Origin of the sequence: Agarivorans sp. Toyoura001, from assembly GCF_005405585.1 — a bacterium.
Lineage (GTDB): Bacteria > Pseudomonadota > Gammaproteobacteria > Enterobacterales > Celerinatantimonadaceae > Agarivorans.
Genome location: NZ_BJEQ01000013.1, coordinates 88,840 through 101,676 on the forward strand (window position 1 = coordinate 88,840; position 12,837 = coordinate 101,676).

At 44.3% G+C, this 12,837-nt stretch carries 11 protein-coding genes; 1 reads left to right on the forward strand and 10 read right to left on the reverse strand.

What is annotated here, in order from left to right; all coding sequences use genetic code 11:
• Positions 1-9 precede the first annotated feature (9 nt).
• The 10 genes from FFR00_RS15175 to nudF form a co-directional block, all read right to left on the reverse strand.
• A complete protein-coding gene (locus FFR00_RS15175; RefSeq protein ID WP_161985184.1) occupies positions 10-756 on the reverse strand; it encodes an ABC transporter substrate-binding protein in 747 nt (248 codons plus the stop codon).
• 102 nt (positions 757-858) lie between these two features.
• Positions 859-1,230: a ribonuclease E inhibitor RraB gene (gene rraB, locus FFR00_RS15180; RefSeq protein ID WP_137674266.1), complete on the reverse strand. Its 372-nt coding sequence runs from the start codon at positions 1,228-1,230 to the stop codon at positions 859-861.
• Positions 1,227-2,009 carry a 1-acylglycerol-3-phosphate O-acyltransferase gene (locus FFR00_RS15185; RefSeq protein ID WP_137674267.1) on the reverse strand — a complete coding sequence of 261 codons (783 nt, stop codon included), beginning with the start codon at positions 2,007-2,009 and terminating at the stop codon, positions 1,227-1,229. The genes rraB and FFR00_RS15185 overlap by 4 nt, the downstream gene beginning before the upstream one ends.
• 74 nt (positions 2,010-2,083) lie before the next feature.
• Positions 2,084-4,375, reverse strand: a complete 2,292-nt coding sequence (gene parC, locus FFR00_RS15190; protein ID WP_137674268.1) for a DNA topoisomerase IV subunit A — start codon at positions 4,373-4,375, stop codon at positions 2,084-2,086.
• A 14-nt stretch (positions 4,376-4,389) separates the two neighbouring features.
• Positions 4,390-6,792 (reverse strand): bifunctional diguanylate cyclase/phosphodiesterase, encoded by a 2,403-nt coding sequence (locus FFR00_RS15195; protein WP_137674269.1) that lies wholly within the window; start codon positions 6,790-6,792, stop codon positions 4,390-4,392.
• 14 nt (positions 6,793-6,806) lie between these two features.
• On the reverse strand, positions 6,807-8,699 hold the full coding sequence (parE, locus tag FFR00_RS15200) for a DNA topoisomerase IV subunit B (protein ID WP_137674270.1): 1,893 nt from the start codon (positions 8,697-8,699) through the stop codon (positions 6,807-6,809).
• Between the two features lie 11 nt (positions 8,700-8,710).
• Entirely contained in the window at positions 8,711-9,295 is a 585-nt protein-coding gene (locus FFR00_RS15205; RefSeq protein WP_174235964.1) for a YqiA/YcfP family alpha/beta fold hydrolase, read from the reverse strand.
• Complete coding sequence (gene cpdA, locus FFR00_RS15210; protein ID WP_235836243.1) at positions 9,296-10,120, reverse strand: 3',5'-cyclic-AMP phosphodiesterase; 825 nt, start codon at positions 10,118-10,120, stop codon at positions 9,296-9,298. It lies immediately after the preceding gene.
• A 20-nt stretch (positions 10,121-10,140) separates the two neighbouring features.
• The gene (locus FFR00_RS15215; protein ID WP_137674271.1) at positions 10,141-10,581 is read right to left on the reverse strand and encodes a DUF1249 domain-containing protein; all 441 of its coding nucleotides are present in this window, start codon (positions 10,579-10,581) and stop codon (positions 10,141-10,143) included.
• Positions 10,571-11,227, reverse strand: coding sequence for an ADP-ribose diphosphatase (gene nudF / locus FFR00_RS15220; RefSeq protein ID WP_137674272.1), 657 nt, complete (start codon positions 11,225-11,227; stop codon positions 10,571-10,573). Before nudF ends, FFR00_RS15215 begins: the two co-directional genes overlap by 11 nt.
• Before the next feature lie 246 nt (positions 11,228-11,473).
• Between nudF and tolC the strand changes: the two genes are divergently transcribed.
• Positions 11,474-12,799 carry an outer membrane channel protein TolC gene (gene tolC, locus FFR00_RS15225; protein ID WP_137674273.1) on the forward strand — a complete coding sequence of 442 codons (1,326 nt, stop codon included), beginning with the start codon at positions 11,474-11,476 and terminating at the stop codon, positions 12,797-12,799.
• Positions 12,800-12,837 lie beyond the last annotated feature (38 nt).

The window sequence follows — 12,837 nt, forward strand, 5'->3', positions numbered from 1 at the left end:
AAAAGCGCGCTAGTCGCGCTTTAACAACTTGTTCTGTTCCAGCAAACTTTGTACTTCTCCACTATCTAGCATGTCTTGTAAAGCTTTAGATAGTTCTTGTTTTCTCTGTACTAATGGAGAGTGTTTAGAAATAGCAAGATATACAGGCCGGTGCTCCTGCTCCACATAGTTAGCGTGTTTAAACCATGCACTAATACTTTGTTCCTTTATGAAATAATCCACTTCAGCACATGACATTATAAGCGTGTCTACACGCCCTCCTTTTAGCAAACGAAATGCTGCTATGTCATCTATTACCTCATGCTTAAACAGCTGCTCGTCTTTATCAAAGCGCTCGAAGTAAGCCACCTTACTTTGCACTGCAATACGCAAACTTTTCAGGTCTTGATAACTATTAATCTTAAGCTGACTGTCATGTAACAAATAAAAGCAGGTATTTTGGTGGCTTCGATAGGGAGGCTCTACAAAGGCCATGTATTGCTCGCGCTCAGCAGTTTTATATAAACCGCTCATTAGGTCACTCTCGCCCATCTTCATGTGTTTCAAGCAACGTTTCCAGCCACATCCTTTTGTTACTAGGTCGAGTTCCAAACGGGCGCTTAAGCCTTTCAAGATGTCGATTTCTATTCCACTTAAACTGCCATCAGATTCAATGGTTCGCCAAGGTGGCCAATGGGCGTTCGCAGTTGTGATAGCTTGCTGAGCTGATGCAGACCAACACACAAAACACCATACCGACAAGATTCTTAAAATCACTGCTATTCCTTTAGCCCATCGTTACAGTTTCTCTTAGTATAATTAGTGTAGTAAAAAAAAAGCGACGCATTAGCGTCGCTTTTTTTTAGAAACCTTTGCTACTTAATCGTCATCTTCTTCATCAGACTCAAAGTACGTTCCCCAGCCATCGTAAATCACTTTATTCTTTTCAGCTATTTTAGCTAAGGTTTCAATATCTTGCTTGATACCTTCAGCTTCGAGCGGCGCTTCAACAATTACATCAAAACACCACACCTTAGTGCCGTCTTCTAACTCAGCTTCTTCAGCGTCACTCACTTCAAAACCCGCTTTAAACACGTCTACAGCGGCTTTCTCTAGCACTTTAAAGTCTTTACTGGCTAAGTGATGTTCAATCGTATACTCAGCGTCAGGGTCGCTGCCATCGGCCAACAACTCTTGAATAATTAAATCTGTTTCTTCCTGCCAATCGGCAACCACTTGTTGCATGCTCATGATTGTTCTCCTGCCAACACATCTTGGCCTGCTAGCTGTTTATTGTGGACGTCTTGGTAATCTGCAGCTTCACCACGCGCTTCCATGGTGAGCTCATAAATCCGCTGTTCCATGGTGTCGTGTAATTGGCCAATTTCGGCGCGTAGATTGCTCTTCCAGGCGCTGACATCAATCGGTTGACCAACCTCTACAATCACTTTACCGTTGTTCCAACGATTTAGTTTTACTTGACCATGAGTAGAAGAACAGCAAATCGGTAACATGGGTACTTTTGCTTGCATAGCTAAATGAAAAGCACCGGTTTTAAAGGCTTGCAAACCACGGCCATAGCTCCGGGTTCCTTCTGGGAACATCCATACCGATAAATGGCGTTTATCAATGGCTTCGGCGGCTTGTTTAATGGTGTCTGCAGCCTTGCTACGGCGATCTCGATCAATCAGAATATTACCGGTAATCCAGTAAATCTGACCGAAAAATGGAATTTTAGCTAAGCTCTTTTTACCAATAGACACCACTCCTTTGCGCAAGGCAAAAGGCAGGGTGAACATGTCGTAGCTATTTTGATGGTTAGCAACCCACACCGCTTTATCCGGCAAGTCTTGCGTAACCCAACGTACTTCAACGTTAATGCCCACAAAACGGCCACACTTAGCGATTAATACACCAATTTGATGTACTAAATCTGGATGACGCGGTCGTGTTAAACAATACAAAATAACAAACGGAAATGCCGTTAGCATTACCACAGCAATAAACAAAATTCGGATTACGGCTAACATAGCACCCCCATTAAAACAGCCCGCAGTATACGCGCTGCATTTTAGGTGAACAAGTGTAAGCTGAAAAACTTAACTTAAGCGTCATCTGCAGATGGCTCATCAGCGATGCTTGCATTGGTTTCAACTTCAACCGCATCAACACGTTGCAAACCACGCGGCAGTTTATTCCCCCTGCGACCTCGTTCTCCACGGTAATGGTCTAAGTCGCTCGGTTTTAAAGTAAGTTTGCGCTTTCCGGCAAACAAGGTCACCGCTGCATCTGCAGGTACTACGTTAAGTAAAGTGACGTACTCTTCACGATTTTTAACCCGTGCCGATGGAATACTAATCAGCTTATTGCCCTTACCTTTCGCCAATGCTGGCAAGCTAGTCAGCGGGAACACTAACATTCTACCTTCGTTAGAAATGGCCAAGCAGCTATCGGTATCATAGTTTTGCACCACAATCGGCGCCATAACTTTACTGCCCGCTGGCAAGTTTAAATAAGCCTTACCGTTTTTGTTTTTGCTCAGCATATCGGCGTATTTGCCAATAAAGCCATAACCGGCGTCAGACGCCATTAAATAGCGCTGCTCATCATCGGCCATCACCACATGGCCAAACATTTCGCCCGGTGCGGGATTAAAGCGACCGGTTAATGGCTCACCTTGGCTTCGCGCAGATGGCAAGGTATGCGAATCGAGCGAATAGCTTCGCCCTGCCGTATCAAAGAACACCGCCTGTTGGTTACTGCGGCCACTGGCGCTGCCTAAAAAGCTGTCGCCAGCTTTATAACTCAAACCGTGGGCATCAACTTCATGGCCTTTCGCCGCGCGTGCCCAGCCTTTATCCGATAACACCACCGTGATGGCTTCGTTTGGCATCAATTCTTTTTCGCTCAGTGCTTTTGCTTCGGCACGTACCATCAGCGGCGAACGGCGATCATTACCGTAGGTTTCTGCATCGGCAATTAACTCTTTCTTGAGCAAAGTGCTCATGCGGCGCTCGCTACCTAACAACTTTTCAAGCTTATCGCGCTCTTCGGCCAGCTCAGCTTGTTCACCACGAATTTTGATTTCTTCTAACTTCGCTAACTGACGCAATTTAATTTCTAAAATTGATTCAGCTTGCTTGTTGGATAGACCAAAGCGCTCCATAAGGGCTGCTTTCGGTTCATCTTCGGTACGAATAATCTCAATGACTTCATCAATATTTAAGAAGGCGATTAACAAGCCTTCTAATATGTGTAGCCTGGCTAACACTTTATCTAAGCGGTATTGCAGGCGGCGACGCACTACGTCACGACGAAAGCGTAGCCACTCACTTAATATTTGAACTAAACCTTTAACCTGGGGGCGATTATCCAATCCCAACATATTTAGGTTTACGCGGTAGTTGCGTTCAAGATCGGTAGAAGCAAACAAGTGATTCATTAGCTGGTCTACATCCACGCGGTTAGAGCGTGGCACTACAACAATTCGAGTTGGATTCTCATGATCTGATTCATCACGTAAATCCACAACCATCGGCAATTTTTTAGCCTGCATTTGCGCGGCAACTTGCTCTAGTACTTTGGCACCAGATACCTGATGAGGCAGAGCGGTAATAACCACTTCACCATCTTCGGTATGAAACACAGCCCGCATTTTGATTGAACCACGGCCAGTTTCATAAATTTTTTGAATATCTTTCGATGGCGTAATAATTTCGGCTTCGGTGGGATAATCAGGTGCTTTTACATGCTCAAGTAAATCCCCTAGCTGCGCTTTAGGGTTATCCAGCAAATGCACACAAGCATTGGCTACTTCTTTCACGTTATGCGGTGGTATATCGGTCGCCATACCTACAGCAATACCGGTTACACCATTGAGCAGTATGTGAGGTAAACGTGCCGGCAATACTTTGGGCTCGTTCATGGTGCCATCAAAATTTGGCACCCAATCACAAGTTCCTTGGCCTAACTCACTGAGTAAAACCTCTGAGAACTTCGATAATTTGGCTTCGGTATAACGCATCGCCGCGAAAGACTTAGGGTCATCGGGCGCGCCCCAGTTACCTTGTCCATCAACCAAAGGGTGGCGATAAGAAAACGGCTGCGCCATTAATACCATTGCTTCATAACAGGCAGAATCACCGTGAGGGTGATACTTACCTAATACGTCACCCACAGTACGGGCAGACTTTTTGTATTTGGCGTTCGCCGATAAGCCCAGCTCAGACATGGCGTAAATAATACGACGCTGTACCGGTTTTAAACCATCGCCAATATGTGGCAAGGCACGGTCCATGATTACGTACATGGAATAATTTAAATACGCCTGCTCAGTAAAGTTGCTCATCGATAGGCGTTCTACGCCCTCTAAACTGAGTTCATTCGCATCACTCATGCTTTATAACCCTTTTATGTTCCTTGCAAAGCTAGCACTGCTGATGCTTTGTCTAATTGCCAGAAATAGCGTGCGCTAGCTGGTTTACCTATGTAATAGCCTTGCGAGTAATCAACTCCCAAGCTAATCAGTTCGTTATTTAATGCTTCTGATTCGACAAACTCCGCCACTGTTTTATGGCCAAGCTCATTAGCAATGCCAACCAAAGCTTGAATAAGTACCCTATCTTCATTTTGATTAAGGATCTCGCGGACAAATGAACCGTCGATTTTTAAGAAATCAAAAGGCAGTTGTTTTAAAGAGTGGAAAGACGAATACCCGACACCAAAGTCATCCAAGGCAATCGCACAGCCTAGCGCTTTTAAACGCTTAATATGATCTTCTGCTTGCTTCATATTAGGCAGAGCTGCGGTTTCGGTAATTTCGAAAATGATCATGTCACCGGCAATGTTACGGCTAACAAACTCACGAGAAATACGAGCAATCACTTTTTCGCTACAGAACGAGCGTGCTGATAAGTTAATAGCAAGCTTGTCGGTGTAACCATTACGCAGATTAGTTTCCATCTGCTGCAAGGCTTGTTGCACGACCCACAGGTCAATTTTGTCAATTTGGCCGTTTTTCTCAGCCGCTAAAATAAGTTGATAAGGCGAATGTAACTGGTCTTTATCATCACGCACTCGCAGCAGCACTTCGTAGTGCTCTACTTTGTTGAGTTTGTTATTCATGATTGGCTGATAAAAAAGCTCTAAGCGGTCTCGCTCAATGGCATTTTGCGCCAAATCTAACCAGTAGTGTTTTTTAGCAAGTTCAGAGTCACTGCTTTCGGCTTGGAAACTCACCACACAATTTTTACCACGTTCTTTGGCCTGGTTGTTACAAATGTCGGCCTTAGCCATTAAGTCTTCAAAGCCACTACCATGCTCTGGGAAGGCAACAATGCCCACACAAGCGGAAGCAGTATGAATAATGTTATGCCCAGGCACACTCACTTGTGCCAGCATGCTAATAATGCGCTGCGCAACCACTTCGGCATAAGCCAAACTGGTATCTTCTAAATAGATCGCAAATTCATCACCGCTAATTCGCGCTAGCAAGGTTTCATTAGGCAATAAACGCTCTAAACTCGAGGCCACTTGGCGCAACATTTCGTCACCAGCACCATGGCCACTAATGTCGTTTACATACTTAAAGTTATCCAAATCAACCATTAGTAAGCAGCCATAACGCTGTTTTTCAACCATTTGGTTAATCACCCGCTCAAATTTACGGCGGTTAGGTAAATCGGTTAAATTATCGTAATTAGCCACCCACTCAAGCTCTTCAGCACGGCTTTTAAGCTGCTGCTCTAGCGCCTCTAACTGATAAGAAAGTCTCACCAATGTGTGGTTAAGCTCATCAGATTCATCTTGAAGAAACCGTTTGCCGTTGGTTTCTAAATTACGCCTAAACAAGTTGTGTGATGAGCGCGCTAATAAGGGCAAATTGTTAATGGTGCGGCGCATTCTTCGCAATGAGGGGCTAAGGGCAAATACCACAATCGCGCCAGCAAAAAACAAAGCGGCAATACCAAATAACAGATTGTTGTAGTCAGCCCTTTTTAGCTGATTAAGCTGGGTATTAATATCATTTACGATGGCGTAATACACAGGACGAGTTTGGCTAGTGTTGTTTACCTTAAAGGCGTGTAATTCAGTCAGCCCCATTTCGCTATCAAACTGCTCAACGCCATTAACAATATCTTTGGCGTTCAGCCCTACCAGAATATCCTGCACCATATCGCGATAAGCCGATTCAGAATAAAGCAGGTTCACTGACAAATCTTCGTTTAACTCTACCAAGAAGTGGTGGCTGCCTTGGCTAGCAGGGAATAGTTCAAGTAAGCGCAGCGAGTCAATGCTGTAAAAAATCCGATAACTGCCCTGCTCTTCTAATTGCTCTAAATCGGTGGCGATAATAATCCTACAACTGAGCGGGCAATCTAAAATCCATTTAGCTTCTACAGTCTCCGGGTCTTGAAGCATCCATTCCAAGGCTTTTTGACTATGAGCAATATAACCAAATTCGTATTTCAAGCCCTCTAGTGGGTCTACCACACTTAAGCTGCGCACTGGCAGTTCGGTATTACCACGTAAATCCTGCCAAAAAGAATCGAAAATAGAAGAGAGTTGTTCTGTTTCAAAGTCATCGAAACGATAACTTTGGCTAGAGGTAACGCCCTGCAAGCGAGAGAACACATCACCATAGTATTTTTGTAATTGATATTGTTGGTTTTCAATAACCTGCGCTCTTCCTAGCAAGAAAAAACTCTTAAGATTATCGTGATTAAAACTAATTAAGCCGACTAAAGTCACCAGCAACACACCACATAATAGTAGTAGTGCTTTATTTGCTAGCCCTAAACGTAAGTCGCGCATGCCTTAATAATTCCCTATACCAAGTCTGAGGCCATATTGCCTTTCTCTTCTAACCATTGTTTACGGTCACCCGAGCGCTTCTTCGCCAGCAGCATGTCCATTAGCTGCAAGGTTGGTTGCTCTTCTTCAACGGTTAACTGCACCAATCGACGCGTATTTGGATCCATGGTGGTTTCGCGCAACTGCAAAGGATTCATCTCACCCAAACCTTTAAAGCGCTGTACGTTAACTTTACCGCGTTTCTTCTCGGCTTCAATCCTATCCAAAATGCCTTGTTTCTCATCTTCATCAAGGGCGTAAAAAACTTCTTTGCCTACATCAATTCGGTACAAAGGCGGCATCGCTACATAAATGTGCCCTTGCTCAACTAGTGCTCGAAAATGCATCATAAACAAAGCACACAGCAAAGTGGCAATGTGTAAACCATCGGAGTCGGCATCCGCCAGAATGCATATTTTTCCGTAGCGTAAACCGCTTAAATCAGTACTGTCGGGATCAATGCCAATGGCGACCGATATATCGTGTACTTCTTGTGAGGCTAATACTTCACTAGCATCAACTTCCCAAGTATTAAGAATTTTTCCGCGCAGTGGCATAACTGCTTGAATTTCTCGCTCGCGCGCTTGCTTGGCACTGCCACCAGCAGAATCCCCCTCTACTAAGAACAATTCACCTTTTAAAGGATCTTGGCTAGTACAGTCGGTTAATTTACCAGGTAAAGCAGGCCCAGAAGTCACCTTTTTACGGGCAATTTTTTTAGTCGAACGAATTCGGCGCTGAGCATTACTAATAAATACTTCGGCCAACAATTCTGCTTGGTCGGTATGGGTGTTTAGCCACAGGCTAAAGGCATCTTTAACAATACCCGATACAAAGGCAGCGGATTGTCGTGACGATAAGCGCTCTTTGGTTTGGCCAGCGAACTGAGGATCTTGCATTTTTACCGACAGCACATAACAACAACGATCCCATACATCGTCGGGCGTGAGTTTAAGGCCTCGCGGTAAAATATTGCGGAATTCACAGAACTCCCGCATGGCGTCTAACAAACCTTGGCGCAAACCATTTACGTGAGTACCACCTTGAGCCGTGGGGATAAGATTCACGTAACTTTCGGTAATGCTGTCGCCACCTTCGGGTAGCCAACTTACCGCCCAATCTACCGCTTCATCTTTACTAGAAAAAGCGCCAGTGAATGGGTCTTCAGGTAAGCTAATAAAATCTTTAAAGGATTGGCTTAGGTAATCTTTTAAGCCATCTTCGTAATACCATTCGTCGTTTTGTTTATTAACTTTATCGACAAATTTAATGTTAAGGCCAGGGCACAATACTGCTTTCGCGCGCAACAAATGACGCAACCGCGACACAGAAAACTTAGGGCTATCGAAATAACTAGCGGTAGGCCAAAAGCGTACTCGAGTACCGGTATTTCGTTTACCAACGGTGCCCGTTACTGTTAACTCTTCAACTTTATCGCCATTTTCAAACGCCATTTCAAATACTTGGCTATCACGGCGTACCTGCACCTCGACACGTGAAGACAAGGCGTTTACCACCGAAATACCCACACCGTGCAAACCACCTGAAAACTGGTAGTTGTCGTTGCTAAATTTACCACCAGCGTGCAAGCGAGTGAAAATAAGCTCTACGCCACTCACCTTTTCTTCTGGGTGAACATCGGTGGGCATACCACGACCATCATCAACAACTTCAATTGATTGGTCTTCAAACAAGGTGACAGTAATTGAGCGAGCATGGCCAGCGAGTGCTTCATCAACACTGTTGTCTATAACTTCTTGGGCTAAGTGGTTGGGGCGAGTGGTATCGGTATACATGCCAGGGCGGCGTTTTACCGGGTCTAAACCACTTAATACCTCAATTGAGTCTGAATTATATTGATCAGCCATGATAGAAATCGTTACCTGCGTGCCAAAAAGTCGAGAATGTCACCACAATATTGCTCAAAGCCTTGAAAGCTGTGGTTTCCACCCTCTTCAATAGTGAAAGTTGCCCCATTATACTCAGTGACAGCTAGGTTAAAGTCCAGAACTTCATCTGCTGTTTGTAACATCACCCATAGCCGCTGCTGACAGCTTAGTTGGCTGACTTCCAGTTGCTTTAACTGCTCTATGTGTTGTTCTTCTAAGCAGTATGTTTGCTGAGTATAAGGGTTAGTTTGTTCGCCTAAAAAATCTTTAAGCAAGTTATAAGGTTTTACCGCTGGATTAACCAATACCGCAGGCACGCCAGTTGATTGGGCGACTCGAGTGGCTAAAAAACCTCCGAGTGAGCTGCCAACCACACCTATGAGCCTGTTTTGGTACTGGGTAAGTAAGCTTTCAATTTGTTGCCATGCCTCCATGGGATAACAAGCCAACTGCGGGCACACAAACTGAATATTAGAATGATTGTCTTCCAAGAAGCTCGCCATGGCGAGTGCTTTTGCGGAGTTAGGCGAGCTATTAAAGCCGTGTAGATAAAGTAGGACTGAAGGCAGTTCCACTCAGTAACCTTTGGACTTTGGGTCGGGAAGAAAGCTTCGTTCAGGTAAACGGCGCAGTCTAGTGGCAATCCGCCCTTCAGGCGTAAGCTGCAAATAACGCCAGCCTGGCTGTTGATGATCTAATGCAAAGTTTGCCGATAAAGGTAGAAATTGGATGCAGGTGCTAGGGGTTGCAATAAACGCCACACCGTCAAACTGAAATTCGTAGTTTTGATGTACATGGCCAAAAATAACACCGCGAACATTAGGGTAATCAGCAATCACCGCAAAAAACTGTTCCGCGTTTTTTAAGTTATGCTGATCTAACCAATTGCTGCCCACCGGAATGGCTTGGTGATGCATTGCTATCAATACATGTTTATCTGGATATTCTGCTAAAGCTTCTGCCAAGTCATCTAACTGCTGCTGGCTCATCACCCCGTGAGGTTCACCCTCAACTTGGGTATCCAGCATAATCACTTGCCAATGCTCGCTTATCAGTTGCTTTGACGTTAACACCCCGTATTGCGCTAGGGTTTGCATGTTAGCTTGTAAATCGTGATTACCCGGTAACCAAAAACTTGGGCGCTCTAGCTCTGCGACTTTTTCAGCAAAGCGTTGATATGAACGTTTGGTATGATCTTGAGATAGATCGCCAGTGGCGAGAATATAATCGAAAGGGATCTGTTCACTTTTTACATTATCTAAAACTGCACTAAAGCTGTCGCTAGTATTTACACCCAGCAAGCCAGTTTGGTCATCAGCAAACAAGTGGGTGTCGGTAACTTGCAATAAGCGCACGTTGCCATCTTCTGCTGTATTTATATCTAATTTAGTAAATGCCACAATCTTTTCTTGTAGTTTGACTATGCAAACTCAACTTTAATCCGCTGTTTTATACAAAATACCAACCAGTCATTAAGAAACTGATTTGTTTGATGCTTTTCATCTTGGTGATGCATCTTTTTATTCGGGTAATCATACCTTGGTTTTAGCTTAAAAATCTGCTGACTAGCACACACTTCCGCCAACCGCGCATCGTGGTACAAACGCACTAACAGTTGCGGTTGCAAATAATTATACACTTGGGAAGTGGCCTGCCTAATTTCGTATAAAGCAGTATATCGAGTCAACTCTTTACTTTCTAATAAGTAGTCTTCACCGACTTTGGGGATCAAACGTAAACTTTCCCCCACCTCTAAAGAGGCTGGAAACAATCGAGTCATCAAAGTGTAATTAGCCGCATAAAGCTGCATTAATTGGTCAAGATTAACCCGATAGTTAGAGGGCCTTCCCTTATTGGCCATCACCGTCGCCATCACCATCATTCTGCCATTGCAGCATCACTTTCTGCAAATTGAGCTGCAACCATTGAATAGCAATCACAGCGGCAGCGTTATCAATAACGCCCGTTTGCACCCACTCAAAGGCCTGTTCACGACTGATCACTTTAACCAATATGTCTTCGTTTTCGTTATCTAAACCATGTACGCCACCAGCTTTGGCAGAATCAACTTCACCAATATAGAGGTGAATCCGTTCGCTCAAACCACCCGCTCCAGGCAAAAAGCTATTACACGAGATGACTCGCGCCACCTTAAGTCCGGCTTCTTCTTCGGCTTCGCGAACGGCTACTTCTAGTGGCGGCTGGCCGCTATCTAACATGCCAGCGACAATTTCCAGCAACCAAGGGCTGGCACCGGTTTCTACCGCACCAATACGAAACTGTTCTACTAGTACCACTTGGTCCAAATTAGGATCAAACAACAAAATGCCCGCAGCATGACCACGGTCCATCATTTCTCGAGTCATCCAATTGCTCCACCCGCCTTGGTATAAACGGTGGCGCAGAGTATAGCGTTGTAACTTGAAGAAACCTTGATATACATCTTCAACTGATTGGATTTCTACATCATCTTGAGAAAACTGACTACCAGAGTGTGGCTTAGGCATACGAACTTAGTCTCCTTTTTGTAACGATTGGTATATAATGCGTCAGAATATATTGCTGAAATATCAAATTGCTTTAAATTAGTGGTTTTTCTTTGATATCTAGGTCTTACTCTACAAATAAAGCTGGTATAGACTAGCATTAATTAGCAAATGTTAGTTTTAAACCAAGGACTTTTGTTCCTAAATCAAACTAACTCACTCCGTATCAACATCGCTACATATACTAGCGACCAAAGGAAAGGCGTAATGAAGCTCAAAATCAAATCGTTAATACTAGCTTGTGGAGTAAGCTCTTTAGCTTTTCAAGCTCAAGCTGATGATTTATTGCAAATTTATCAACTAGCCCAAGAAAAAGATCCTGTAATTTTGCAAAGTAAAGCTCAGCGCGACATCGCCTTTGAGCAAATTACCGAGTCTCGCGCATCATTATTACCGCAAATTGGTTTTGGTGCTGGTGCTAAGTACACCACCACAAGCAATGACAGTATCGACAGTATTACCAATACTAATGCCTCTGTAGGTTTGAGCCAGTCGCTATATTCTAAGACCAACTGGACCAGCCTTAGCATTTCTGAAAAGAATGCGACGCGAGTAGAAGCGGTATACGGTAATGACGTACAAAGCCTCATCATCCGTGTAAGCAACGCTTACTTCAATGTACTGCGCGCCATAGACAACGTAAGCTTTGTTGAAGCTAACAAAACCGCGGTTGGTCGTCAGTTAGAGCAAACTAAACAGCGTTTTAATGTTGGTTTAACTGCAATCACCGACGTACACGAAGCGCAAGCTGAATATGACCGTACTTTGGCGCAAGAGATTCAGGCGCGTAACGACCTGTCAAACAGCTACGAAGATTTGCGTGAGCTAACTGGTTTAGAGCACCGCGAACTCAATGTTTTAAATACCCAACGTTTTGAGCCAAATGCGTTAGAGCAAGGTTCTGATTTTTGGTTAGCAACCGCTACCGACCGTAACTTAGAGCTAAACGCCCAGCGTATCTCCAAAGAAATAGCCCAAGAGCAAATTGAACTCGCACAAAGCGGTCACTTGCCAACGCTAGATCTAACGGCTGGTATTGGTTACGACAACAATCAATATGGTAACGACCTTTACGATGCCACCCAAGGCGGCAGTAACAATGCAGGTAATATTGGCCTTGAGTTTAACTGGCCTATCTACCTAGGTGGCAGTATTGATTCACAAGTAAGACAAGCGCAGTTTAGCTACATTGCGTCATCTGAAGCGCTAGAGCAAACTTACCGTTCCGTGCAAAGTACCGTGAACTCGGTAGTAAACAACGTAAGTGCGAGTATTGGTTCGGTTAAAGCTTTTGAGCAAACCGTGGTATCTTCGCAAAGCGCGCTAGAAGCCACCGAAGCGGGTTTCGAAGTAGGTACTCGTACTATTGTTGACGTACAAGACGCTACACGTAACCTTTACTCTGCAAAAAGTGATTTATCAAATGCTCGTTACGACTACATTCTTAACATGCTAGCGCTAAAACAAGCTGCTGGTACGCTAACCGAAGAAGACGTCGTGTTGGTTAACTCTGGTTTAATGCCTGCTCAATAAACTGAGTAGCATGATCAAAAAGTAAAAAAAGGCGCCAA

Excerpts from the sequence above, each read along its gene's own strand:
- rraB (WP_137674266.1), bottom strand. The coding sequence starts at position 1,230 with ATGAGCATGCAACAAGTGGTTGCCGATTGGCAGGAAGAAACAGATTTA.
- FFR00_RS15185 (WP_137674267.1), bottom strand. The coding sequence starts at position 2,009 with ATGTTAGCCGTAATCCGAATTTTGTTTATTGCTGTGGTAATGCTAACG.
- parC (WP_137674268.1), bottom strand. The coding sequence starts at position 4,375 with ATGAGTGATGCGAATGAACTCAGTTTAGAGGGCGTAGAACGCCTATCG.
- FFR00_RS15195 (WP_137674269.1), bottom strand. The coding sequence starts at position 6,792 with ATGCGCGACTTACGTTTAGGGCTAGCAAATAAAGCACTACTACTATTA.
- parE (WP_137674270.1), bottom strand. The coding sequence starts at position 8,699 with ATGGCTGATCAATATAATTCAGACTCAATTGAGGTATTAAGTGGTTTA.
- FFR00_RS15215 (WP_137674271.1), bottom strand. The coding sequence starts at position 10,581 with ATGGCCAATAAGGGAAGGCCCTCTAACTATCGGGTTAATCTTGACCAA.
- nudF (WP_137674272.1), bottom strand. The coding sequence starts at position 11,227 with ATGCCTAAGCCACACTCTGGTAGTCAGTTTTCTCAAGATGATGTAGAA.
- tolC (WP_137674273.1), top strand. The coding sequence starts at position 11,474 with ATGAAGCTCAAAATCAAATCGTTAATACTAGCTTGTGGAGTAAGCTCT.